Source organism: Luxibacter massiliensis (assembly GCF_900604355.1).
Taxonomy (GTDB): Bacteria; Bacillota; Clostridia; order Lachnospirales; family Lachnospiraceae; genus Luxibacter; species Luxibacter massiliensis.
The window spans coordinates 202033-229002 of the sequence record NZ_UWOE01000001.1 but is presented as its reverse complement, the minus strand read 5'-3'; the positions used below and the strand labels follow the sequence as shown (position 1 = coordinate 229002).

Here is a 26970-nt window from a genome sequence, read left to right as displayed (position 1 = left end):
AGAAATGGGAGGTGCGTAACTTGAATACTATATTTCAACAAACAAATATTTTAGAACCTGCTTTATTCAGTCCCTCTGATACAACGAAAAAAATTGATGATTTCCCAGAGATATGTGTTTCTACGTTTTCTGAGAATATTATTCAAAAATTCTCTTCACTGGACAGTACCGAAAAGATTGCAGAACTCTATACTGCAAATGGTGTCATACCGGTTTACAAAATCCATTATAAAGATACAGACATTGCTTTCTATCTATCCAGAGTAGGAGCACCTGCCTGTGTTGTTGGATTTGAAGAAATTGTTGCTATGGGTGCTAAGAAGTTTGTTTTATTCGGCTCATGCGGAGTATTGGACGATGACAACGTAAAAAGCAAACTTATTATTCCCATTTCTGCCATCCGGGATGAGGGCACAAGCTATCATTATATAGTGCCCTCGCCGGAGATTGAGGCAGATCCACATTCTGTCAAGATACTGGAAAGAGTTTTATCAAATTGCGGTTATCCTTATATAAAAGGAAAAACCTGGACTTCAGACGCAATTTACAGAGAAACTCTTCCACTTATACAGGAACGTAAACAAGAGGACTGTATTGCCGTAGAAATGGAATGTGCTTCGATGCTGGCCGTTGCAAAATACCGCCATGTACCTTTTATCCAATTTTTGTACGGTGCAGATAATCTCAGCTCTGATATATGGGATATAAGAGATTTAGCTTCGTATGGACTTTCCAATGCTGAAAAGTACATGGTACTCGCTTTTGAATGTGGTCTTGCATTATGATTTTTACAAATTCCCTTGACTCTCACGCCGCGTGATACTGTATTCTTTGCTCAAGGGAAACATAACAGATGCGACCGGTCACTCCTGTTTTCCCTGTACTGAAAGGAGCTATCTCAATGAAAAGTATAAGTCAGGTTGCCAAGCTGACTGGTATCAGCATACGGACGCTTCAATACTATGATGAAATCGGGCTGCTGAAACCAAGCAAGCTTACCACAGCAGGATATCGGATGTACGATGATGACGCATTACAGATCTTGCAGCAGATCTTATTTTTTAAGGAACTAGGATTTCTGCTAAAAGAAATAAAACAAATTTTGGAGGACCCAGATTTCGACAGAATCGCCGCTTTCAAAAAGCAAAAAGAACTGTTCCTACTGAAACGCGATCGCCTTGACGGACTTATACAGCTTCTCGAACGCTTAGAGATAGGAGAACACTGTATGAGCTTTAGAGAATTTGATCTGTCGGATTATATCAATGCTTTGGAAGATTTTAAATCCAATCAGACAGATGCTGTCATCCAGCACTGGGGAAGTATTGAAAATTTTGATCTGTTAATTCAGAAAATCAAAGATGATGAAGGCCATGTGGCCAAACTCGCCATCCAGCAGTTTGGCAGTATTGAAAAATACACCAAAGAGATGAAACACAATCTGGAACATTTTTCTGAAATTATGGAAGACTGGTATTCACAGATACCAGAAGAGATGCTGAAAAAAGATAAGTTTCTTAAGCTGGCTTCCCATAAAGGGGAAGATGTTGCTTCAGAACCGGTTCAAAATATTGTAGAGGAAATCATATCCGGCACACAGACTACCTCCTCTAAACTTCTGGTTGGCAGTGTGGAAAATTACTGCCGAATGATGATTGACACCTATTCTAATGATTATCTAAGCAAAGTATTTGACACAAAACATGGCGCAGGAAGCAGCGAATATATTGTGAAAGCCTTTCGCTATTATTCTGAGAATAACTGCACAGAAAACAATTAGAGCCATTTTAAAGCCAAACAGCATAAAACCCCCGGAAGTGTCCATTCTATCAGCATCTCCGGGGTTCTGTCTGCTATTCGAATTCAATCGTCCCAGGCGGCTTCCCAGTCAAATCGTACATGACCCTATTCACATGGTTTACTTCATTCACGATCCTGCTTGTGACTCTATGCAACACTTCCCAGGGCACTTCCGCTGATTCAGCAGTCATAAAATCAACCGTGCTCACAGCTCTTAAAGCCACTGCATAGTCATATGTCCTCTCATCTCCCATGACCCCTACAGACCGCATATTGGTCAAAGCTGCAAAATACTGTCCGATACTTTTGCCCATTCCTGCTGCATCCATTTCCTCCCGGTATATGGCATCGGCATCTTGTACAATCCTGACCTTTTCTTCCGTCACCTCGCCTATGATTCTGATTCCCAATCCCGGCCCTGGAAATGGCTGTCTAAATACAAGTTTTTCTGGTATACCAAGCTCAAGTCCTGCTTTACGCACTTCATCCTTAAATAAATCCCTCAAAGGTTCAATTATTTCTTTAAAGTCAACATAATCCGGTAAACCACCCACATTATGATGAGATTTAATCACTGCTGATTCTCCTCCCAGGCCGCTCTCCACTACATCCGGATATATAGTTCCCTGTACCAGAAAATCAACGGTCCCTATTTTCCGTGCCTCTTCTTCAAATACCCTGATAAACTCCTCACCAATGATTTTGCGCTTTTCTTCGGGTTCTGCTATACCCGCTAACTTCTGATAAAATCTATCCTGCGCATTGACCCGGATAAAATTTAAATCGTACAATCCATCTGACCCAAATACTGCTTCCACCTCATCGCCTTCATTTTTTCTCAGCAATCCATGATCAACAAATACACAAGTAAGCTGTGCCCCTACTGCCTTTGACAACAGCACTGCTGCCACTGATGAGTCCACCCCACCGGAGAGTGCACAAAGAACCTTCCCTTTCCCCACTTTTTTTCGAATGCTCTGTATCGTTTCCTCAACAAATGCATCCATCTTCCAGTCTCCCGCACAGCCACATATATCTTTCACGAAATTATTAATCATTTTCGTTCCTTCCACTGTGTGGAGCACTTCAGGATGGAACTGTACAGCATATAGGCTGTTGTCTTTATTCTCAGCCGCAGCCACAGGGCAATCAGCAGTAAAAGCCGTAACCTCAAACCCAGGGGCAACCTGCGAAATATAATCAAAATGGCTCATCCAGCAAACTGTAGGAGTATTTACACCTGTGAAAATTTCTGAATCCGCTTTACTAATAGACACTTCGGTTTTTCCATATTCCCGAACCTTTGCCCGCTCCACTTTACCTCCCAGCACATGCATCATAAGCTGTGCACCATAGCACAATCCAAGAACCGGGATTCCCAGCTCAAACAACTCACGGGAATATGTTGGTGAGTCCGTCTCATAACAACTATTAGGCCCTCCCGTCAAAATAATACCCTTGGGGTTTAACTCCTTAATTTTCTCAATATCCATATTATATGAATAGATTTCACAATATACATTACACTCTCTCACACGCCTGGCAACTAACTGATTATACTGCCCTCCAAAATCCAGGACAATCACTAATTCATTTCTCAAAATCTGCCTCCTATCCACGCCCTAATGTCCAACTCAGTTTAAGATTTACTAACATATTATAATGTAGCGCCTGCAGATTTACAAGGTTTTTTCCAATTAGGTACACCACTAAATTAAATTAGGGACGTAGCCTTTGTCCAAAAGGTTACGTCCTCAACTTAACGTATTTTAAATCGTTTTTTTCAATTTCCACTTTCCTCTATGGTACCGCGTCATCATACAAACTGCCCGGAAACACCAATCTATTACCATAGCCACCCATACTCCGAACACTCCCATACCCATATACCGTCCTAGAATATAACTGAATATGATTCGGAATATCCACATTGATGCTATGGAGATAACCATAGTAACCTGGGCATCCCCTGCGGCGCGCAGAGTAGATGGCACGGAGAATGACAATGGCCACACAAGCATACAGCTTATGCTATGGAAATATAGGATTTGCCTGGTCGTCTCTGCTGTCAGATCTGACAGATTGTAAACCCTTAAAATAATCGGAAGAAGTAAAAATATCACTGCATTTGTAAACCAAATCAGTGCGTATGCAACTCCTATCAGCTTCTTTGTATAGTAATGAACCTGCTCATAATCTCCTGCCCCCACGCATTGTGCAATAACAGACGTGATAGCCAGATTCAAAGCCATCCCGGGAAGTATTTGGAACAGGGCAACTGCATTACTTACAGCATTAGCCGCAATCGCATAGGTACCAAATGTTGATACAAGGCTAAGTACTAATATTTTCCCCAATTGAAACATGCTGTTCTCTAGTCCATTCGGCACCCCTATAGCTAGTATCCTGCGGATCATGCGCCAATCCGGACGATAATGAATACTTTTAGCTATATGCAGCTTCCACTTTTGATTGCTGAGCAGAGCTGTAATCAAGACTGCGGCTATAATCCTTGATAAAAGAGTTGGGATCGCCACACCTTCAGTCCCCCAATGTAAACCGTATATAAGCAATGCATTCCCGCCTATATTAATCATATTCATAATAATGGACACCTGCATAGAAATCTTAGAATTCCCCATAGCACGGAATATTGCCGCCCCCGCATTATATAAGGCCATAAAAGGGATAGAAGCAGTAACAATTATCAGATATGTATTTGCATGGGCCATGACATCTGCCTCTATGGCTCCAAAGACCACATGTAAAATGAACCATTTCCCTATATAGATTAAGGCCATAATCCCCACGGCTACTATCGTGATAAACCACACAATCTGATTGGCCGCCTTACAGGCAAAATCATCATTCTTCTGCCCCAGGTACTGCCCCGCAACGACTGCCCCTCCAGTAGCCAGGGCCGCAAAAACGTTAATGAATAATACCATAATGTTGTCTACCAATGAAACGCCGGATACGGCTGCTTCCCCCACACTGGCTATCATAATGGAATCTGCCATACCTACCATTACCGCAAGCAGCTGTTCAATGAGCAGCGGTATAATCAAAGCTCTTAATGCCTTATTATCAAATAAATAAGCACTTTTTCCCTCCATTTTCGCTTTTTGCATAAATCCTTCCTCCAAAATAAAGGGACTGCCGCAAATAAATTATCATCTCAAATAATGTCCGCCCAAGGATTTGAGAATCCATCTATTCTGCACCAGTCTCTTCACCTCCCCTCTCTTGAAATCCCGGTTCCATTTCAAAATCTATTATTGAGCCACACATTCTGAAGGAAAACCTACTTATATTAAGATATGCTCATCCCTCCAAAATATAAAAAGCTCCTCAACGTTATTATACGCTGAGGAGATTAAGGAAACAAGTAATTAACTGCAACTGATTAAAACAATAGCTTCTGCCATTCATGATAGAAATATGCAGATATACTATTTTGGCTATGCCGCCCTATATTTGGAGATCTCTTTTTTGAGATCCTCGCAATCTTCTTCGTAGATTTTTAACTCGATTGGATGGTTAAATCCCAGATTCATTATGCCTAAAATAGATTTTGCATCTACTACAAACCTGCCTCTCTTCATATCCATATCAAAGGGATATTTTGCTACTCTGTTTACAAAATCAAGAACTTCTTCAGGATTGCTGAATGTAATCATTAACTGACTCATTATTACCTCTCCTTCTCAAAATTTCTTTACCTGTCTCCCATTGATATCTGGTTTCTGTCCCCATAGGCTCTCCTGCTGTATTTGATTCTCCCCAACAGGTCCCTATATTTCCAGTCAAACCCTGCACCAAATATCCCAGAATAATCCTTTTTTTGGATTAACGACATCATAGCACAAAATTTTCCATTGACAAGGTAGAAATTTTTGAAAAAGGTAGAATATTTTAATGAGTCTCCTTCCTAAACTCATTCGGGAGCATTCCAACTTCTTCTTTAAATACCTTACTCATATATTTAGGATCTGAATATCCTGCAAGCTCTGCTATCTGATTTAACTTCAAATGAGTATCCAGCAACAGCTCCTTCACCTTCTCTATCCTATATTTACGTATAGTCTCTGAAAATGTAACTCCTGTCTCCTTTTTAAAAAGAGTACTTAGATATTCCTCAGAAACAAAAAGTTTATTTGCAATCTCCTCCAGGGTAATCCCCTGGTCATAATACCGCTTAATCATCTGCTGGGTTTTCTGCACCAGTACATTCATGGGAACTTCCTCTTGCTTTGCCACATTCACATTTAATATTTCAAAGAATTCTTCAAGGCTTCTCCTGATTTGCTCCCAGCTCACAGCCTCTACTATGCTTTGCAGTATATTCTGTATCCGCAGGTCCGCCCCCACCTTTTTTGTCTCATTATAAGCATTCACCACTGCCCAGCTAAAATGTATAACAGATTGTTTTATGTCCGAAGGCAGATGAGGTGCTTCATGATAATAGGCAAATAACATCTTATAGCATTCTCCAATCCCTTCCCGGTCCCCTTTTCTGGCTGCCCGGCATGCTTTGTCCTCCAGTTCAGCAGGATGCTTAAGAGGAACTGTCTTTACTTTCCCCGCATCTTCACTGCAAATCAAAGTTCCTTTTTCAAAAAGGAGATTCCATTCCCTGTCCCCACGTATTTTACGGACTGCCTCTGGCAAGTCCAATATCTTATCCATACTACTCCAGATACATACCACAGGCTCCTTCAGGTTGCTGCATAGCATAGGCACCACTGAATTCTGAAAGTAACTATAATGGGATTCCCCCGGGGATATTCTGTACAATACCATAATCAGCATTTGCCAGCTGTCCGATTCTATAATACAGGAAGCAAATTTCAATGAATGTGCATCTACTTCCTCCAATAACTGCCTGGCATCTGCCTTCTGCTTTTCATAACCATTTCCCAGCCATAGAACAAATACCTCACCTGGGTCCTCCAGTGAAAACCCGTATTTTTCTCTGGTCATCATTTCTAATGTCTTGTTCGGCTTCAGCTGACCATAAAGGCATCCCAGTATAATGCTATCAGCTGTAAATACATATTCTCTACCCTCCTCCTTCTCAAGGACTTCCTCAACTTGCTGGAGAGCACGTTTTAACTCGTGTATTTTTACGGGTTTCAGGAGATAGTTGTCAATATGGAGCTCTATGGCCTGTCTGGCATAATTAAAATCAGAATAAGCGGATAAGATTAAAACTTTGCATTGGTTATTCTCTGCCCTTAATTTCTCCAGCATTGTAAGGCCGTCCATCTTAGGCATACGTATATCCATAATAACAAGGTCAGGCTCTATATTCTTAATCAGTTGGTATCCTTCTTCCCCATCCGCGGCTTTTCCTGCCAGCTCATATTCAGGATTGATTTTATGCAGAATTTTGGCAATCCCCTCTCTGATTGGCGCCTCATCTTCTACAATTACAATTCGCATTTAATATCTCCTTTCTCCGGAATGAACAAATGTACTTTCGTATAACTTCCCAGGGAGCTCTCAAAATAAACTGTCGCCTCATCCCCATAATAAAGTTTAAGCCGTCTCCTTACGTTTATAATCCCCACGTGGCCATCTGGTTGGAAATTCTCATCATTGAGCCTAAGCAGCATCTCTCTCGGGATTCCTTTTCCATTATCTTCTATAATAAAGTGCATCTGCCCACAGCTTAAACGTACAGTAATGTAAATTTTATATTTTCCTATTTTCCCTGGGAAACCATGTTTCATGGCATTTTCCAGAAATGGCTGCAGCAAAAGTTTATGGATTTTATATCCCATGATTTCTTCGGATACGTTTTTTTCAACTATCAAAGGCATCCCCAGCTTCGCACTTTGAAGCAGAATGTAATGGTCAAGCCATCCCATCTCCTGCCTTAGGGTGGTCATACCTCCAGCATTTTTCACAGTATAGCGCAGAATATCTGCCAGGGCCCCCACCAGTTCACTGATATCGTACTGTTCATTCTCAATTGCTTTCCAGTTAATTGTATCTAGTGTATTATACAGGAAGTGCGGATCAATCTGTGCCTCCAGGACTGACAGTTCAGCTGCCCTCTGCTCAGCGGACGCTGTTTTCACCTGCCCCAGCAGACTATCAATATGAAGGACCATTTCATTAAAACCAACCCCTATTTTCCGTATTTCCCTGGGCATACTCTCCGGAACCTCCACACTGGCTGTAAAGTCGCCCTCCTCAACTTTATTCATAGCATCCACCAAACTATCTACTGCAGACAGATATGGTTTAGTAAGCTGAAAAATCAGAAACATCATAACTACACATGACATAACGGCAATAGCAAAGAGAAAAGCCACCTGCCCCCACATGGTATGCCTATATTCCTCCAAAGGCTGCTCATGACATATAGTGAACCCACTCTCCTCATTTATGACAGACGCATAATGATTGGCGTCTGTATTTTTAACCGAATCGAATTTCTTCCCTATGTCATCTGTATCCGGTGAACTTATCACCGTGCCTTGGTCCAAAAGATATACAGAGCCGTCCCCGCCTGGGGTGATTGCATTCTCCACCTGCTCCTGCTCAATACTGATTACTACAGTCCCCAGCTCTTTATGGCCATTTCTGTAATCCGTAATCCGCATCCCTATTTGAAACAAATAAACGCTCCTATTATTTGCAGTCACTGGAACTGTATTTCCCTGGTACAGTTTCTCCCCTTCAAACTCTGGAACCCTGACTTGACTGGCCCATGTACTCCTGGAGGATGAGGAATTTAACCTGTCATAAAAAAGTATTTCTCCGTTGTCCAGAAGCAGTGTGATTCCCGCAGTCCCAGATGTGCGGCTGCATACACGGCTCAGTTTATAAGAAAGGCTGCTCTTAACGCCCAAATCATCCTGTCCGTCTAATATGGCTTTTATATCAGCGGCAAGTATATCGTCTGTGCACATATCATATAGCACTGTACCATATTTATCCAGCACCATATCCAGGCTTCTCCCGGAACTGCGGAGATTACTGTAAACTTGACTATACATATTATCATCCAGGCTGCTCTTCAGACGGAATTGCGAAACAAAAGCAAAAATACATACAGGAACAAGGGCCGCCATTAGAACCCCTAAAGTCAGCCTTCTTCTTAAAGTTCTCACTCTTCTCATAAAGGCGCCCCCTGGATCTGTCCGTACTTTTCAGAATTACACCTTGAAGTTTCTAAAAGACAGCAGTCTTGCACTATATCCGCTCTCTGCCTGTCCAATGCATCTGTTTTTTGATATGTTATTTTCATCTCTTTCCTCTGTATATCCCGATTCCGTAAACTGCTGTAGGCAAAATGCAGTCCGTACAGCATAATAAGGTATACCCAGTTTGTATAATGATTGATATGTCTGGCTGATTGTCCCAATTAGTGGTATGTTTCGGCTAAATTTACAGAACGTAATAGTACTACGTCGATCAAATTTAACCGAAACACACCACCAAGCGGGACTCTCAGGCAGAAACAGTAAATTATTAAACATATGATAATATTATATCACATGTCTAATGCTGATGCAGATATTTTTCCCGGGTAGCCAACCCTCCACGAATATGCCGTTCGGATTTGTTCATGTCCAAAACCTTTCGTGCCGCACCAGCCAGTGCAGGATTAATCTGAAGGAGACGCTCAGTTACATCCTTATGTACAGTACTTTTACTTATCCCAAACTGCTTTGCCGTCTGCCGCACCGTGGCATTATTTTCTATAATATAATCAGCGATCTCCACGGCTCTTTCTTCAATATAATCTTTCAAAAAAATCCCCCTGCGAACATTGTTTTTACAATGTATGCAAAGACTCTACTGCTTATTCCGTTTTCCTATGGCTGCAAATTTTTCTATCTTGAAATGTTTATTTACAATTCCAAAAATAAATACAAACAGAAAAGGCAGATTACATGGATTCTACTTCATAGTAATCTGCCTAATCTTCGTCAAGTTATTCTTAAGTCTAATACCCCGATGCAAGCATACGGGGCATCAAACCTGCAGCGATGCAAGCATCGGGGTATTAGACACTTGCGGCAGTCGCCAAATAGACATGTAAACAAGTCCCCTTGGCTCGTTGCCCGCGGAAATAAACATCAAGCTATCCAAAGCATATCTTGTTGCCCTGAGTCCTCCTCCCTTTAAGGCATGAGTGAAATGGGGCCTTTTAAGTATATATGGATTTAGCTCAAGCGACCACAATCTGATATTGCTTCTTAAAAGTCCCATGTCCGTCCACCCGGTTCATTCCAGGTTTCTCTGAAATATCCCCTTCAAATCCATGGTTATCACACCGGCCGGCCCATGGCTCCAGACAGATAAAGGGGGCGCCTTCCACTGACCATATGCCAAAATTAGGGAATCCCTCACAGCGAAGTCCTACATAAGGCCTTCCGTCTTTATGGCAAATCCAGGCCTCCCCGATCTGTCCATTATCAAAAATCAATGCATCCTTAGAAAACATTTCTTCGCTCAATGGATACATGCCTTTATTCAATTCCAGTTCATATATCCTCTCCACACAGGCAGTCCCAGACTCCGGATTAATTAGTATATACTGAAGTTTCTCTTTCTTCGGAAAAAACAGGCAATAATCCTCTTTCCTTTCCTCTTTTCCTGAAAAACGAAAAGCCGGATGCCCGCCTATTGTAAAATAAACCGGCTCTGCAGTAGGGTTTTTAACCTCCCATTGGATACTAAGTGTTTTTCCTTCTAATATATAAGATATATATAATTCAAAGTCGAACGGATATACTTTCTTTGTCTCCTCGTTTGAACACAGCAAAAAAATCCCCTGGCTTTCATCAGATTTCACACATGTAAATACATGATCTCTGGCAAAACCATGCTGGGAAGATGGATACTCTTTCCCCTGGATATGGATGGTATTTTTATAGTTTTTCCCTACATTTGGAAATAAAATAGGGGAATGTCTTTTCCAAAAAGCCGGATTTCCCTCCCAGAGCACATCAACCGCCTTCTGCTTATCATAAATCTTCACGACCTCTGCACCTTTATCCGCAATTTCCACCAACAGATACTCATTTTCCAGATTCATATCTTTCCTCCTTAATCCCGCCTGCTACTCAACCATAATTTTAATAATTTCCTCGTTTGTCATACGCATGCCCTCTTTTCCAAGGCGGCCTACATTTTGAATTGTATTTTCCACACCTTTTGTAATGATTCCATCCCCACCATAAAACTGCTGCCCCCGGACATACATATTATAACCCAATATTCCTGCATCTACTGAGGAAGCTATCTTCGCTGCACAGGATGCCTTTGCCCCATCGCAGACCATGCCGGACACGATAGCCAGGGCATTGACTACCGTATGGGCAATCTCATTGTAACCCCCGCCGCACAAATAGGCAATGCCGGCCCCTGCCGCTGCTCCTGCGCTGACAGCACCGCAGTAAGCCGACAGACGTCCGATTCCAGTTTTCTGATGAATAGCAACCAAATTCGATAGGGCCAGCGCACGGTACATTTTCTCTTTATCCGCCCCAAGTTCTTTGACATACTCCAGGACAGGCAAAGAGCAAGTCATACCCTGATTTCCACTCCCCGAATTAATGATAACCGGAAGTTCACATCCATTCATCCTGGCATCTGACCCAGCGGCAGCCATAGCCTTTGCCCTGCTCCTCACATCTTTCCCATAAGTATCCAGGATGACCTGCCCTATATTGGCGCCATAATTTCCCTTTAACCCTTCTTCCGCAATGGCTGTGTTATAATCTGCCTGCCTCTGCAGTATTTCTCTAATATCTTCAATATCCACAGTCTGAACAAAGTCCCATATATCCTCCACATTTAGAATGTTTCTGTCAGTCAGGCCTTCCTCGGACTCTCCCTTGACGGGAATATCAAGAAGGATTTCCCCATCCTTATCAATATACACAATATTTGTGTGGTAATTTGCGATTCTTACCTGGACATAAGATTCGCCGGCCGAAACTGTGACAATAATATCGAATGTTATCCCATTATCTATATGTTCAACCCGAATTTCCTTCTCCTCTAGAAACTCCCGCATCTCTTCCACTTCTTCCCGGGTCACTTCTGAAATTACTTCCAGCTCTTTCTCCGGCCTGCCTGCAATAATGCCCGCTACAGCAGCGGCTGGAATCCCTTTTAAATGATCTGTATTAGGCACAATCACACTCTTTACATTTTTAATAATGCTCCCGCTTGCCCCAATATGCACACGTTCCGGCAGACATCCAAGTATTTCCCTTGCCTTGGCCGCCGCATAGGCAAGAGCGATGGGTTCCGTACACCCCATTGCAGGAACCAACTCCTCCTTTAAAATCTGTACATATGCCTGGTATTTCTCATCTGACTTTTTCATCTGGTCTTCTCCTTCCAAAACATACCGGAAATTCTCCGTCTTCCTAATTACAAATGTACACTATTATTACATAAACTTCAAGAACCATACATTTTCCATAATTCCATATCTAATTTTCCATGTCTAAAGGGCACCCCCATAAAGCAGGCTCCAAAGGGGGGGCGGACTGTGTCCGATAAGGTTACACTTATTGAACTGTTAATGTTCAATAAGGTATACCCAAAGGGCACCCCTTAAAGCAGGCCCCAAGGGGGCGGGCGGACTATGTCCGATAAGGTATACCCAAAGGGCACCCCTTAAAGCAGGCCCCAAGGGGGCGGGCGGACTATGTCCGATAAGGTATAAGAATTTTATATATTTCGCTCCTAAAAGAGGGCAGGGACTGCAGCACAACGCACTGCAGTCCCTGCCCCATTAAAGGAAGGTATTTATCTTTAACATTTTGTGAAGTACATAGATATTCCCTGGCCTCCGCCAATACACATGCTAATCATCGCATCTTTCTTATCTGTACGCATCAATTCATATAGTACCTTGACTGCCAGGATTGTCCCAGTAGCCCCAATCGGATGTCCAATAGAGATTCCGCCTCCATATATATTTACTTTTTCAGGATCCAGGCCTAAATCCCTGCTCACCGCATAAGCCTGGCTTGCAAATGCTTCGTTAATCTCAAACATATCAATTTGTGTTAAATCCAAGCCTAACTTGGCAGCCAGCTTTTCACTTGAAAACTTAGGTGAATATCCCATCAGTTCTGCATCAAATCCCGATACTGCATAGCCTTCTATTTTTAGCTTCGGAACAACACCTAATTCCTCAGCTTTCTCCTTTGCCATAACAACAACCGCTGCTGCACCATCATTTAAACTGGAAGAGTTTCCCGCTGTAACTGTTCCATCTTTAACAAAACATGGACGGAGCTTAGCAAGCCTTTCCATGGTCTGCCCATCTCTTGGCCCCTCATCTGTATCAAATACAGTTACATTTCCTTTTCTATCCTTTAATTCCACTGGAAGTATCTCGTCCTTAAATTTTCCATCTTTAATTGCGGCACATGCCCTCTGATGGCTCCGCAGGGCAAACTGATCCTGTTCTTCTCTTGAAACATTATATTTAGTTGCCACATTTTCAGCAGTTACACCATTATGGTTTCCGTCCAACGGCCATGTCAAAATGTCAATCACGCCATCCTCGAATGTTTTATGCCCCATTCTGGCTCCCCAGCGGGCATCCTTCACATAATATGGAAGCTGAGAAATATTCTCTGAGCCTCCTGCCACAACCACATCTGCCTGGCCCGTCTGAATTTCCATCACAGCCTCTGCTATAGACTGGAGGCTGGAACCACATTGGCGGTTTACTGAATACGCAGTAGTCTCCTTTGGCATACCAGCTTTCAAGCTTATTGCCCTGGCAACAAACCCATTTTCGGCTATCTCCCCTACCTGGCCAATAATAACCTCATCCACATCAGACGGCTGGATACCTGCACGGCTTACTGCTTCTTTTACCACCATAGCACCCATATCAATGGCAGAAATATCCTTTAAACTGCCGCCAAAATTTCCTACAGGAAGCCTCACACCACTAACTACAACTACATCTCTCATTTTAATATCTCCTTTCATGTTCAAAGGGGTCTGTCCCTTTTGCAAAAGGGACTGTCCCCTTTGCCCTCCGTTTTCAGAATCTTCTGATTATTTGTCGTACCTATAAAATCCCTGGCCTGTTTTTCTCCCCAGGTGCCCTGCTTTTACCATTGTCTCAAGCAAGGGGCATGGCCTATACTTACTATCATGGAATCCATTGTACAATCCCGTCATAGTGGCCAGCATGACATCAATTCCCACAAAATCTGTCAGCTCCAGCGGTCCCATGGGATGGTTTGCCCCCAGCTTCATAGCTGTATCTACGTCCTCTGGTTTGCATCCTTCCATCACCATAAAGGCCGCCTCATTCTGCATTGGCACCAAAATACGGTTTACAATGAATCCAGGATATTCAGGTGCGTCTACTACTGTTTTTTTTATGCTGACCGCAAAATCTCTTACTTTGTTATATGTATCATCATCTGTAGCGATTCCCCGCACAAGTTCCGCCAGTTTCATAACCGGCGCCGGGTAGAAGAAATGGACGCCCATCACCTTATGAGGCCTCATCGTCACTGCCGCCATTTCCGAAATACTTAAACCCGATGTGTTTGAGACAATCACTGTCTCTTCATCTGCAACTTTATCCAGCTGTTCAAAGACAGATTTTTTCAGCTCAATCTTCTCCGGTACTGCCTCTATTATAATCTCTGCCCCTTTTACATCCTCCATATTGCTGCTGTATGTCATCCTGGAAAAGATTTCATTCTTCTGCTCTTCAGTCATGCTGCCCTTAGCAATTTTTTTTGCAAACAGTTTTTCAATCCCAGCTTTCGCTTTTTCTATAGCTGGCTCAAATACATCAATATTCTTCACCTCATACCCGGCCTGTGCACAAGTCTGGGCGATGCCGCTTCCCATCAGGCCGGCTCCAATAACTGCAACCTTCACTGTATTACCTCCTCTAAACAATCATGCCGCCGCCTACATTGATGACTTCCGACGTAATATATGACGCGTCATCTGACGCCAAAAAAGCTACCATATTTCCTACATCTGCTGGTTTTCCAGCGTATCCCGCAGGAATTCTCTGCATCATGCTTTCCCATGCCGCCCCGTCATTCACTTCTTTTAACTTTAATGTCATGTCTGTCTCTATAAATCCAGGGCAAATTGCATTACATGTAATCCCCTTACGGGCATTTTCCCTGGCTGCGGTTTTTGTCAGGCCTACAACTCCAGCTTTTGCGGCTGCATAATTGGCCTGGCCGATATTGCCCAGCCAGCTTCCTGAAGAAATGTTTATAATACGCCCATACCCCTTACCCCGCATATATTTGACTGCTTCCTGGGTTCCATAAAATGTGCCTGTAAGATCAACGTCTATGACAATATTCCAATTTTCAACCGGCATTTTATGCAGCATACCATCACGGTTGATCCCTGCATTATTCACCATAATATCCAATGTCCCATATGTATCTACTGCAAATTTAACAAGAGCCTGCACCTCTTCTTGTTTTGCCACATTTACAGTAAAGCTGCTGGCAGTGCCTCCGGCTTGTTTAATGGCCGCCACCGTCTCATCCGCCGGGGCCATGTCAGCTACAACGACCTTCGCCCCCTCCTGCGCCAGTTTTTCCGCGATCCCTCTGCCGAGTCCCCTGCCCGCTCCAGTTACAATAGCTACCTTATTCTCCAATCTCATTTTTCTGCCTCCTAATTAATTTTTTATTTTGCAAGTATCATATCTCTCATTCCAACAGCATCTTTATTAAATAATGCCCCATCCATCACCTTTAAATTTTCACTGACAATTGGCTGAAAATCCATCATATCCAGTACCTGTTTCTGAAGATCCACTCCCGGCGCAATCTCTATCAGCACGACGCCCTCTGGGGCCAGCTTAAATACTGCCCGCTCTGTCACAATGTAAACATCCTGATTATTGCTCCTTGAAAGCTTTCCATTAAATGAATACTGTGCAACTCTGGATACCATCTTTCGGATTTTTCCTTCTTTTACAATCGTGAGTTTATTGTTTTCAAATGAAAATTCACAGCCACTTGCAGTAAAGGTTCCGCAGAATACTACTTTTTTTGCATTCTGCGTGATATCAATAAAACCTCCGCATCCCGTGCATCTCGGCCCCATTTTTGTAGCATTTACATTCCCCTCCCCATCCAGTTCTCCAAACCCCATAAAGGTAACGTCTACGCCTGCTCCATTATAATAATCCATCTGTTCATGGTGCCCGATCATGGCATACAAATTCTGGCCAATGCCGAAGTCAATCCCCCCAGCCTGAACGCCGCCATATATTCCAGATTCTACAGTAATCATAATATCATCGTTTATACCCTCCTCATTGCTGATATTTCCTATCACATCATTTGGTATCCCTGTTCCCAAATTCACTACACAGCCTGGATAAACCTCCTCGATGGCCCTCCTCCCGATTAGCTTGCGCACACTCATAGGCAATGGGTCAATGGCATTCTGGGGCACCCTTGCCTGCCCGCAGTACGAAGGGTCAAACACCCAGGATGAAGTCTGCCGGTGGTCCACCTCAGGATTCTCACATACAACAACTGCGTCTATAAAGACGCCTGGAACCGTAACACTCTTAGGGTTGAGGGTACCTGTCTGTACAACTCTCTTCACCTGCGCGATGACCTTGCCCCCATATCTTTTAGCTGCCATAACCCCGGCAAGGACTTCCAGCTTCATGGCCTCCTCTTCTGTGGTCAGGTTGCCCATCTCGTCACACTCAGTCCCACGGATAATACACACATCTATAGGCACTTGCTTATAGAACATATAATCTTCCCCGTGGTAGTCCATAATCTCTACAATATCTTCCAGAGGCTTTGTACGGTCATTCATTTTTCCGCCCTCTATCCTAGGATCCACAAAGGTGCCAAGTCCGACCTTGGACATCTTACCCGGCAGGCCGCAGGCCATACTTCTGTACAGCTGGGCAATCTGTCCCTGGGGGAGGCAGTAGGCTTCCACCTGGTTATTGGCTATCATTTCCATCCACCTGGGCTGCAGTCCCCAGTGCGACCCTATAATTCTCCTAACCAACCCCTCATGGGCAAAATGCTGGATGCCGTCCTTGCGGTCACTCTGTCCGCAGGAATGCAGCAATGTAATGCCTGCAGGATGCCCTGTTTCCAAAAATAAGGCTTCAATCTCTTTCAGCACTGCCTCACTGGCACTGACAAGAGTCATGCCTATAGGGCAGACTGTCATATTGTCCTTCACATACCCTGCAGCCTCCCTTGCTGTTACAAAATTTGCTTTTATCATTTATTCTTCCTCCATCAAAATTTTTTTGATTGCTATTTTATCTGTTTTTCCATTAGGAGTCTGGGGTACGCAGTCCACCCGTTTGATTTGCACCGGTACTTTATATTTTGCCATCCTGGTTCTCAGATACTCCTGAATTTCTGCAGAAGTCAGGGCAGAGCCTTTTTCCAGCTGCACCACTGCGGCGGCCACCTCGCCATAAAGATCATCTGGAATCCCCACCACTGCAGTATCCTGAACTCCTTCTATACTGGCAATTTCATTTTCAACATCATAACACCAGATTTTTTCTCCACCCCGATTAATCATATTTTTCTTGCGGTCAACCACATATAAATAATTTTCTTCATTAAAATATCCCAAATCCCCTGTATAAAGCCATCCATCAGTCAGACTGTCTGCTTCCTGTTTGTAATAATTGTCCAGCACTACTGCACCCCTTACAGCTATCTCACCAACTTCACCCCAGGGCAATTCGTTCCTGTCATCGTCCACGATTTTAAACTTAGTTCCTGGAATAGGAATCCCCGATGACCCAATAAACCGGCTGCACGCTGCATCTCCTGGGAATACCGTGGCCGGTGAGGTTGTCTCAGTCAGGCCATACACTGTGTGGAATTTAGATTTCGGCAGCCATTTATGGAGGCGCAGCAGCTTATCTTTCATCATATTGCTGCTTCCACATGCAAACGAAACAAGGCTGTCAATTGGAGGCGTATGTTCTCCTTCCTGTATAATCAGGTTAAATACAGTGGGGGATGCGTGGATAAAGGTAAACCCGAACCTCCGGGCATCAGCTATCACCCTCTGGGCATCAAAAAATTTATGTATATAAAGCGTCCCTCCTGCATACAGGAACAATCCTAACAGAGCTACCAGACCCGTTATATGGTAAATTGGAGTGGCTATTACAGAAATATCCCTTTCGTTTATATGGAGAGTCCTGCGATATGCCTCCACGGCATGCATAATATTATAATTTTTCAGCAAAACACCCTTACTTTTAGAAGTGGTACCAGAAGTGAACATAATAATCGCCGTATCCTCGGGCCGCCCTTTAGGTATTTTTTTTAAGTTTTCCATATCGCCTAATTTATCCTGCCAGCCACAAAGCGCCCGGTTAAAGCCATACTGTAACCCCACACCACAAACTTCAATGACTGCTTCTCGGTCGTATGCGCCGCAAAACCACTCTGCATAGTCCTCATCACAGATCACGGCTTCCACCTGTGCACGCTCTGCCAGAGGAAGCACTTCCGCCTTCTTAAATTTACTGGGAAGCGGCACTGCAACTGCCCCCAGCCTGGACAATGCAAGAAAAGCAATACAAAATTCCGCGCAATTGTACATCAATATCCCCACGTGGCTGCCCGGTCGTATATTCTTTTCTCCATTTAAATACGCGGCAAATTCCTCACTGTACGCCAGAAATTGCTGGTATGTATACTCTTTTCCATAATTGTCTACAATTGCCGTCTTATCCGGCCAACGTGCCGCCGAATTTTCCAAAGCCTCATATAAATTATCCGGAAGTCCTGGAAAAGTATCTATTGCCTTAAAACCAGCAATCACTTTCTGAATCATACCCGCCTGGGTGTCTGCGCCCCATACGGAATTTCCATCTATTATCATTTTCATCCTCCCTCGTATGACCCGCACGCTTTTCATTTACGCAATCGATTTCTCTTCGACTATCATAACAAAAGCATTGCTATTCGTCAATGTACATTTTTCATATAATCCCATTCCTTTTTTTATCTATTTTCCCCAACCTCCCCCACGTATCCCATTTGATATTTTCCAATTGTTTTTTATTAATATTATACAATTTTATTCTATATTTTTTATAACTACTGAATAATTTGTATATTATTTTCACTTTTCTTATTGTATAAAAAATATTTTTATGCTATTATTCATTTCAGAAAACACAGAAATCGTTTTCGTATACATTTTATGCGATTTCAGTTATCGTTTTCTCGTTTTATTCAGATATACATACCTTATCGGATAGCGTCCGCCCGACCCCTTGGGGCCTGCTTTATGGGGTGCCCTTTGGGTATACCTTATCGGACACAGTCCGCCCGCCCTTTGGGGCCTGCTTTATGGGGTACCCTTTAGGTGCTCCTTATCGGACGGAGCCTACCCGTCAGAAGGATATGTATTGCGGTGTACCCTTTGGGTATAATATTTTAGAAAGGAGTATCGATATGAAAAAGAGTGTAAAAATTGCATTTGTAATCTTTAATATCGTCTATTTTTTTATTGATTACATTTTAGTAACGGTTCTTCCAAACCCGGTTCTTTTTGGTTGGCTGCCGCTGCAACTTTGCATCCTTCTCTTTCTGCCTGTGCTTGCAGCGATTGTTTGGGGACTTTATTTCAACGTCTTTTTCAACACCCAGGAACATGTAAAATAGGCAATGTAAACGAATGAGATTAAAGGAGGATTGTTTTCATGAAACCAGCAGTTTTTATCAGCTTAGGAATTTTAATTTATGCCGTCTTTATTGTATGGCATGGCTTTCGTTCTTTTAAGTCTACCAGTGAATCATCTGAAAAATTCTTCACTGCGGACAGGGGATTAAATCCATTTGTCCTGTTATGTACTACCTCTATATCTGTATTCAGTGCCCTTGCTTTCTACGGCGCCCCCGCAGGTATTTATAAAGATGGTATCGGCTTTTATTCAAACACAGGCGGTATGGTAGCCGGTTTAATGTTTGTAGTTTTAGGTTACCGTCTTTGGCTTTTAGGTAAGGAATACGGGTTCACTACACCTGTAGATTACCTCCGCTCCAGATATTATTCCGAGGGATATGGTTTACTAGTTTCCATCGTACTTGTACTTTTTATTATCCCTTATGTTGCCATGCAGCTTATCGCTATTGGTGACGCCGTTGTTGTTACTACAGAGGGTTTAGTTCCATATGTCATAGCTGTTGCTATAGGAACAATGGTGGTTTCCTTACATATTGTAGGAGGCGGTATGGGTTCTGTTGCCTGGATGGATACCTTCCATATGTGTCTTGGGTTCGGTACACTGATTACTTTGATTGTATATCTGACAATGCATTACTTCCCCAATGGAGGTTTTGCTGAGGCCGTTGATATTATGAGGCAAAACGGCACCTTTGATATCCTTTCTACGCCCGGCCCTAACGGTGCATTTGACTGGAAAGGTATCGTAGGGAATGCCCTGACCGGAGCCATCGCTACTGTTGTCTGGCCTCACATTTTTATGAGGACTTTTGTGGCATCCAGCAAAGAAAACTTCCGTCAGATGTCATGGGCAATGCCAATTTCCTATGTTTTAGTATACACACCTATCGTTCTTATTGGAGCGATTATCGCACCTGCAATATTAGGTCCTGGATTTGAGCAGCCTGACAATATCGTAGCCGTACTCTCCACTGAGTATGCACCTCCGTTTATTGCGTTTGTCTCTCTGCTTTGCCTGTTTGCATTTGGAGTATCCACAGCAGATTCCCTTTTGCTCTCTGCCAGTGCCATGGCTTCCAGAGATATTTACCTGCACCACGTCTATGAATTAAAAGGCAGGACTTCAGATCCGAAGCAGGTTGTAAAATTCGGCCGTATTGTATTGCTCGTACTTATGGTAATAACATTGGTAATTGTGGCTATAAAACCTGCCTCCATTACCGATTATGCATATAAACTGTCCTCGCCGTTCTTCGCCCAGATACTTCCCGCTACAATGGCTGGATTATTCTGGAAAAAAGCTACAAAAGAGGGGGCAATTGCGGGAACTGTAGCTGGATTGGTAGTTGCAATTATTTTCACATTCTTTGCAGCGCCGCCTCTGGGATTTTCAGCGCTGATCTGGGCACTTGTGGCAAACACTGTCCTGCTCGTAATTGTCAGCATGTTTACAAAAGTTCCAGAAGAAATCATCACGAAATACCACACAAGGATTGACTCTATCATCTACTCAGGAGCAGAGCTCTCTTCTCTGACGGATGCAACAATTGCTGCTGTAAATAACAAATAAAATATTTGGAAAGGATGTTGAATATGTTCAAGTTTAACAAATCAAATCTAGCCGAGAAAGAACAGCCAAAGGAAACACTCTTACATGAGGTTATCCCTGAGTCCCATAACCTGATCCCTTTTCAGGTATATGGCGTCAGCATTATGCACCCGGACTCCTGGCATGTATTTATTAATCCAAGTAAATCCTTTGCCTTTCACGATGGCTTTGCAAAGATAGACCGCTCCTCTGACAAAAATTGTCCTGACCAGGCCTCCCTTTCTCTAAGATGGGCCAAATTAAAAAAAGAAACAACTATTGATGAATATATGGAAGAAATTCAAGTGCAGTATTCTAAAAAACAGAAAAAAAATAAAAAGGATAATTTTGAGATCGTATCTATTGAGCCTATAGAAGGACTGCCCCACAGGGCGTACATTATGCGCTCTTCTATCCGCGCCAACCATTCTGTTTACCGCGCTTTAGGGAAAGAGGAGACTGTGGTTTCCATGCAGCTCACCACTTACTGCGATGTCACAAAAAGACTGGTTATTGCAAGCATTGCCTCTACACCCGATGATTTTGAGAAAAAGGCAGATATGTACAAGAAGATGCTCCTTTCCCTGACCTGCCATTAAACTGGCCCATACAACATCCTTTTAGAGATCTGGCACAAGAAATCAACCTGGCAAATATAGACGTTAAAATATATTTTGCCTGGCAGTCATCCTGTGCCAGGTCTCTTTTTCCCCCTTCTGTCGCACATCTGTAAAAAGCACACTCATCCATGTATTAGATTCCTGGCTATAAGTCTCTCTATAGACAGACTGTTACAACAGATTTCTTTTTTATATGCTCAAACATTTCTTTTTCTCTGTAAACGATGTATAATAAACTAAATACTTAAGTTAGTGTCCCGCCGTAAATTATGGGGCATTTGACTCCTGGGGCAGCTGCCCGATACCGATTCTGGCACATTCCTTTGGAGCGGCCCTGGAGAAATAGTCTAAAGATTATCAATACTATATACAGGAACAGGTGAACCATATGAGTAAACAGTCTTACACCATATCTGAAGTTGCCAAGATGCTGGGCGTATCCCCGTCAACCGTATCCCGTGCAATGAACAATGCCCCCGGCGTCAGCGAATCAGTGCGCAAGAAAATATTGGATTTTGTGGAAGAGATCGGGTACCACCCAAACACAATCGCCCAAAGCCTGAGCCGTGGCAAAAGTAATATGGTAGCTTTAATACTGGGAGACATACGCAATCCCTTTTATGCTGATCTCGCCTTTGGCATTCAGAAAAACTTGGACAGCCATGGTTACGTTGTAACTACTTTTAACAGCGAATATGATTTCAAAAAAGAACTTCAGTTTATTCAGTTCGCACAGCAATATCACTACTGTGGAATTATACTTGTCACGGTAAACAGCGAGGAGGCAGATAAGTATTTAAAAAGCCTTAATCTTCCCGTACTGCTGGTAAACCGTATTACAGAACACTATGAGGGTTCTCTTGTTGTCACGGATAACTTTCAGGCCGGGTATATTGCGGCAAGGCACTTGATTAATCTGGGCCACACACGGATCGGTTTCCTGTCAGGCCACCACAAAAGCTCAACTGCATCCTTCCAACGTTTCCAGGGTTACAAACAAGCTCTTTCCAACTACCAGCTTCTGTACAAGGAGGAATACTGCATGTTTGGATTGGACTGGCGGATGGATACCGGATATGAGGCTGCAGAAGAACTTTTTTGTAAAAGTATTATACAAAAGGAACGCCCTTCTGCATTTTTGCTTGCCAATGACCTTTTGGCCCTGGGTTTTATGAACTACTGTGGAGAACATGAAATACGGATACCTGAGGATATCTCCATTGTCAGCTTTGATAATATTGCCTATGCCGGACTTCACCGTATACAGCTTACAACAGTCAGCCAGCATGTAGAAACCATGAGCAGTGAGGCTGCGTCTCTTATGCTTCAGCTCCTGACTGACCCTCCGGCAGAACCACGCAGGGTTATACTGGAACCCACTCTGATAATCCGCAATACTACCAGTCCCTATAAGGTTCCCGGTATTTAGTTTCCAGATATTGGGATGGCAGAATCATATCCAAAGGGTACCCCATAAAGCAGGCCCAAAGGGGGCGGGCGGACTGTGTCCGATAAGGTATATTTATCAGAGCCACCGGCTGAGCCGGTGGCTTGCTCTAACCCTATAAGGGAGTACTACCAATAAGGCTTACTGTCTAACCCAAACAATTTCTACTTTTGTCAGATTTACTTTGCTGCCCTTTATACTAATAGGTGTACTGTACTTATTTATTTTTCTTTAGTTTATTAGTATCATGCTATTTTGCCTAAGTGCACATGAACCCAACCGTTTTTACCCGCTATTTGACTAGAGGACTAGTGTATTTGAATTGTTAAATCTTTTGATTAAATCACTGTTGACATCTCTGCATAGTAAGTAGATTTTTAAAATTCCATCCAATAAAAATTGGACTTTGATGGACTATATTTCCAATCAAAATCCAATTTCCTCAAAGTCATTCTAAAACATTTATCTTAGATACGCCTAAAAAGCTCTGTGCTCTGAATTGATATTAAGTTATGCTATCTTTTGTCCCGCAAAATATCTCTGTATTTTCCCTATTAATTCCTCTAAATCCTCTCCGTACACAACCAATTCTATTTTCTCCGCTCTGCTAATTGCAATAACTCCCAGCAAGGATTTTGCATCTACCATATTTTTCCCGCTTATAAGGTCAGCCTCATACTCACACTGATCCATTATATCCACAAATTCCGATATTTCTTCTGGGCGGCGAAAACAAATTTGAAACTTCTGCATATTCTGTTTTCCTCCTTTATTTTGTGTATATAATTAGTTTATCCCAAATATTGGTATTTATTCCCATACTCTATATGCCATACTTACTGTAGGCAGTCTCAAAAGAATTTCTTCCGGCGGGGATGGAAAGCAGTTAAATATAAAAAGACAGCAGTATTTTTAGAAACTCCATCCCCAAAACTGCTGTCTTATTTTACTGCCTTCTATTCTGTTTCATCAGACTGCTCTACTTGTATGCACTTCTCCGCCAGATACTCCGCTACTTTCTGCTGGCGGATCGTTGACTTAAGCACGTCCTCACCTACCATCTCCTTAAAGGCGTCTATATCCTCATAGCCTGAGCTCTCTGCATACTCCTTAATCTGCTTCTCATATTCCTCCTCCGAGGGTTCCAGATTCTTCTTCTCAGCCAGCAGCTTACAGGCAAGCTCTTTTTTCACTGCTGCCTCGGCTGAATTTTGGGCCTCCGTGTCAAACTCCTCCTCAGACAATCCCATATACTGTTCTGCAAAGTCTTTAAATTCCAGTCCATAAGCATCGGCCATGCTCTGGTAATACTCTTCGATTGTCTTAAGCTGTTTCTCCACTTCACCATCTGGATATTTTTTTACATCCACATTCTGGACCAATGCATCCAGGGCGCTGCCCTGTAACTCACTGTCCTGGCTCTTTTTGTAACTCTCCTCCAGCTGATTTTTAACTTCCTTTTTATACTCCTCCACAGTCTTGGATGTCTCACTGTTCTCCTGCACCCATTCATCCGTCAAATCTGGAACATGCACAACAGAAATCCCATTAATTGTTATATTAAATACTGCCACTTTTTCCGACATTTCTGCATTCGTATATCCAGATGGGAATTTCACTGTTATATCAAAATTTTCACCTGTCTTATGCCCTACGATCTGTTCCTCAAACCCTTTATATTCACCGTTGGCGCCTATAAAACTTCCAGACCCGAGCTCCAGGCTGGCTCCCTGTGCGCTTCCTCCCTCAAATTCAACACCATCCACACTGCCTTTATAATCAATATTAACTGTATCTCCATCCTGGGCCGCACGGTCTGTAATCTCCTCTGTAGTTGCCGATGCTGAAAGACTGTTGTTAATTGTATTATCGACGACAGTATCTGTCACCTCTGTTTCCTCTACCTTGGGAACTTCAAGGCCCTCATACTGCTTTATTGTAATATAATCATCCGAAAGGCCTTTGCTGCACCCGGCAAGGGATACCGCCATAAAGATACTCAGTACAGCCGCCAGTATTTTCTTTTTCATTTTTCCACCTCATATTATAATCTTCCTTCGTAACCTCACAGTAGTCACAGCCACTGCCATACGATATATGGTCTTTCCGCTTACGAAACTGTGGTTTCCAGAACATATTTATCCACATACTTCTAAGTTATACCACACTTCTGTGCCATTGAAAAGGATTTTTCCTTATTTCATAGATGTTTCACACTTTTAACTATAAAAGAGGGGAAAGCAGCCTGGAAAACTGCTCTTTCACCCGGATAACGAGGTTCCTCTGGTCATATACTTTGCGGGTAACATGCGTGCACTTTGTCATGTCATTTTCAAATGCCCTCTCCAATCTTTGCACAGTCCTCTCACTGTATACAACCGCATTGACCTCAAAATTGAGGCCAAAGCTTCGTATATCCATGTTTGCAGTACCCACGCATGCCACCATGCCATCTACGCTCAATGTTTTAGCATGGAGAAAACCATTGTCATACACGTAACATTTTGCCCCGGCCGCCACCATCTCTCCCAGATAAGAATACGTTGCCCAGTACACAAACGGATGATCCGGTTTACACGGAATCATAATCCTCACATCCACACCAGACCGGCTCACAATCTTCAGTGCATCCAAAATAGAATCGTCAGGGATGAAATATGGTGTCTGGAGATATACATGGTCTTTAGCACTATGAATTAACCTCAAATAATTATCATGTATTGTCTTTGTCTGTGAATCGGGCCCACTAGAAATAATCTGCACCGGGTCATGCCCATTCCTTACATACGCAGGTATTTCAAATAAATGATCTTCTAAAAACAGATTTTCCCTGGCAGCATAATTCCAGTCCAGGACAAAACGTACGGCTAGTGACGTGACTGCCGCCCCCTCTATACAAAGATGCGTGTCCCGCCAGTAGCCAAACTTTTTATCTAATCCTAGATATTCCCGGCCCACATTAAATCCACCTACAAATCCTACTCGGCCGTCAATTACAACTATTTTTCTGTGGTTCCTATAATTTACACGCAGCTGAAGCTGTCCCAAAAGCGCTGGAAAAAACTCAGCCACCATGACCCCAGCCTTTTCCAGACGTTCCCAGTCCTTATTATGCATGGTCCGGCACCCCATACTGTCAAATAGTACTCTGACCTCTACTCCCTGTTTGGCTTTCTGGGTCAGCACCGGCTCTATCTCTTTCCACAGCTCATCGTTACGTATAATATAATACTGCATATGGATATACCGCTTTGCCTGTTTCATTTCGTCGATAAGCGCCCTGAATTTTTCCTTGCCGTCTGTATAAATCCTGACATCATTATTATCTGTCAGCACTGCCTCCCCGGCTTCCAAATTATATAATATCAAATCCTTGAATCTCCCCATCTCAGGATTTGCAAGACGCAGCTTCTTTCTATATATTGTCTCCTCCTGCCGCCGGACAGCATATTTTAGTTCCCCTTCAATCTCCTTTGCCTTAAACATCCTGTTTTTATGGAAATCCTGCCCGATTACCAGATAAAGAACAAACCCTAAGATTGGTATAAAATAGAGCAACAGTAGCCAAGTCCAAACTGTTTGGGGGGATCTGCGCTGAAAAAAGATGATAACAAGGGAGAGGAGGATATTAATAATCACCAGGTTGTCCATCACAAAGTTGTATGCTGTTACCAGTCCGTCCCATATTGTTTCTGCCATAAAATAAAAACTCCTTTTTCATCTGTATATCTATACTTATTAAACTGCTAATGTTCAATAAGATATGGTTTTAAAGCTCTTACAGTAAACCTACTTATCAGGTATAACTTATT

General features: G+C 42.9%; 22 protein-coding genes. 6 read left to right on the top strand and 16 right to left on the bottom strand.

The window, feature by feature from the left end; all coding sequences use genetic code 11:
* Positions 1-20: 20 nt before the first annotated feature.
* Together EFA47_RS01165 and EFA47_RS01160 are read left to right on the top strand one after the other, a co-directional pair.
* Positions 21-785 (top strand): nucleoside phosphorylase, encoded by a 765-nt coding sequence (locus EFA47_RS01165; protein ID WP_122644353.1) that lies wholly within the window; start codon positions 21-23, stop codon positions 783-785.
* Positions 786-901: 116 nt separating this feature from the next.
* The gene (locus EFA47_RS01160) at positions 902-1780 is read left to right on the top strand and encodes a MerR family transcriptional regulator (RefSeq protein ID WP_122641644.1); all 879 of its coding nucleotides are present in this window, start codon (positions 902-904) and stop codon (positions 1778-1780) included.
* A 73-nt stretch (positions 1781-1853) separates the two neighbouring features.
* Here the strand turns inward: EFA47_RS01160 and guaA are convergent, their stop codons facing one another.
* The 13 genes from guaA to EFA47_RS01090 form a co-directional block, all read right to left on the bottom strand.
* Complete coding sequence (gene guaA / locus EFA47_RS01155; protein ID WP_122641643.1) at positions 1854-3401, bottom strand: glutamine-hydrolyzing GMP synthase; 1548 nt, start codon at positions 3399-3401, stop codon at positions 1854-1856.
* Positions 3402-3569: 168 nt separating this feature from the next.
* Positions 3570-4931, bottom strand: a complete 1362-nt coding sequence (locus EFA47_RS01150) for an MATE family efflux transporter (RefSeq protein ID WP_122641642.1) — start codon at positions 4929-4931, stop codon at positions 3570-3572.
* 330 nt (positions 4932-5261) lie between these two features.
* Complete coding sequence (locus tag EFA47_RS01145) at positions 5262-5492, bottom strand: HPr family phosphocarrier protein (RefSeq protein ID WP_122641641.1); 231 nt, start codon at positions 5490-5492, stop codon at positions 5262-5264.
* A gap of 223 nt (positions 5493-5715) precedes the next feature.
* Positions 5716-7245, bottom strand: a complete 1530-nt coding sequence (locus EFA47_RS01140) for a response regulator transcription factor (protein WP_122641640.1) — start codon at positions 7243-7245, stop codon at positions 5716-5718.
* Positions 7233-8933: a sensor histidine kinase gene (locus EFA47_RS01135; RefSeq protein WP_122641639.1), complete on the bottom strand. Its 1701-nt coding sequence runs from the start codon at positions 8931-8933 to the stop codon at positions 7233-7235. Before EFA47_RS01135 ends, EFA47_RS01140 begins: the two co-directional genes overlap by 13 nt.
* Before the next feature lie 382 nt (positions 8934-9315).
* The gene (spoIIID, locus tag EFA47_RS01125; protein WP_122641637.1) at positions 9316-9567 is read right to left on the bottom strand and encodes a sporulation transcriptional regulator SpoIIID; all 252 of its coding nucleotides are present in this window, start codon (positions 9565-9567) and stop codon (positions 9316-9318) included.
* A 421-nt stretch (positions 9568-9988) separates the two neighbouring features.
* Positions 9989-10858 (bottom strand): aldose 1-epimerase family protein, encoded by an 870-nt coding sequence (locus tag EFA47_RS01120; RefSeq protein ID WP_122641636.1) that lies wholly within the window; start codon positions 10856-10858, stop codon positions 9989-9991.
* A gap of 24 nt (positions 10859-10882) precedes the next feature.
* Positions 10883-12157 (bottom strand): L-cysteine desulfidase family protein, encoded by a 1275-nt coding sequence (locus tag EFA47_RS01115; RefSeq protein WP_122641635.1) that lies wholly within the window; start codon positions 12155-12157, stop codon positions 10883-10885.
* Positions 12158-12591: 434 nt separating this feature from the next.
* On the bottom strand, positions 12592-13770 hold the full coding sequence (locus tag EFA47_RS01110) for a thiolase family protein (protein ID WP_122641634.1): 1179 nt from the start codon (positions 13768-13770) through the stop codon (positions 12592-12594).
* 87 nt (positions 13771-13857) lie between these two features.
* Complete coding sequence (locus tag EFA47_RS01105) at positions 13858-14700, bottom strand: 3-hydroxyacyl-CoA dehydrogenase family protein (RefSeq protein ID WP_122641633.1); 843 nt, start codon at positions 14698-14700, stop codon at positions 13858-13860.
* Positions 14701-14713: 13 nt separating this feature from the next.
* The gene (gene fabG, locus EFA47_RS01100; RefSeq protein ID WP_122641632.1) at positions 14714-15457 is read right to left on the bottom strand and encodes a 3-oxoacyl-ACP reductase FabG; all 744 of its coding nucleotides are present in this window, start codon (positions 15455-15457) and stop codon (positions 14714-14716) included.
* Positions 15458-15480: 23 nt separating this feature from the next.
* On the bottom strand, positions 15481-17061 hold the full coding sequence (locus tag EFA47_RS01095) for an acyl CoA:acetate/3-ketoacid CoA transferase (RefSeq protein WP_122641631.1): 1581 nt from the start codon (positions 17059-17061) through the stop codon (positions 15481-15483).
* On the bottom strand, positions 17062-18693 hold the full coding sequence (locus tag EFA47_RS01090) for a class I adenylate-forming enzyme family protein (RefSeq protein ID WP_235853188.1): 1632 nt from the start codon (positions 18691-18693) through the stop codon (positions 17062-17064). It abuts the gene before it with no gap.
* Positions 18694-19271: 578 nt separating this feature from the next.
* Between EFA47_RS01090 and EFA47_RS01085 the strand changes: the two genes are divergently transcribed.
* From EFA47_RS01085 to EFA47_RS01070, 4 genes are all read left to right on the top strand, one after another.
* On the top strand, positions 19272-19481 hold the full coding sequence (locus tag EFA47_RS01085; RefSeq protein ID WP_122641630.1) for a hypothetical protein: 210 nt from the start codon (positions 19272-19274) through the stop codon (positions 19479-19481).
* Between the two features lie 38 nt (positions 19482-19519).
* A complete protein-coding gene (locus EFA47_RS01080) occupies positions 19520-21073 on the top strand; it encodes a sodium:solute symporter family protein (RefSeq protein ID WP_122641629.1) in 1554 nt (517 codons plus the stop codon).
* 23 nt (positions 21074-21096) lie between these two features.
* Entirely contained in the window at positions 21097-21690 is a 594-nt protein-coding gene (locus EFA47_RS01075; RefSeq protein WP_122641628.1) for a hypothetical protein, read from the top strand.
* A gap of 409 nt (positions 21691-22099) precedes the next feature.
* Positions 22100-23140 (top strand): LacI family DNA-binding transcriptional regulator, encoded by a 1041-nt coding sequence (locus EFA47_RS01070; protein WP_122641627.1) that lies wholly within the window; start codon positions 22100-22102, stop codon positions 23138-23140.
* Between the two features lie 528 nt (positions 23141-23668).
* Here EFA47_RS01070 and EFA47_RS01065 read toward each other — a convergent pair.
* The 3 genes from EFA47_RS01065 to cls all read right to left on the bottom strand — a co-directional run bounded on the left by EFA47_RS01065 (position 23669) and on the right by cls (position 26857).
* Positions 23669-23911 (bottom strand): HPr family phosphocarrier protein, encoded by a 243-nt coding sequence (locus EFA47_RS01065; RefSeq protein ID WP_122641626.1) that lies wholly within the window; start codon positions 23909-23911, stop codon positions 23669-23671.
* A 203-nt stretch (positions 23912-24114) separates the two neighbouring features.
* The gene (gene tig / locus EFA47_RS01060) at positions 24115-25188 is read right to left on the bottom strand and encodes a trigger factor (RefSeq protein ID WP_122641625.1); all 1074 of its coding nucleotides are present in this window, start codon (positions 25186-25188) and stop codon (positions 24115-24117) included.
* A 193-nt stretch (positions 25189-25381) separates the two neighbouring features.
* Positions 25382-26857, bottom strand: coding sequence for a cardiolipin synthase (gene cls / locus EFA47_RS01055; RefSeq protein WP_122641624.1), 1476 nt, complete (start codon positions 26855-26857; stop codon positions 25382-25384).
* Positions 26858-26970 lie beyond the last annotated feature (113 nt).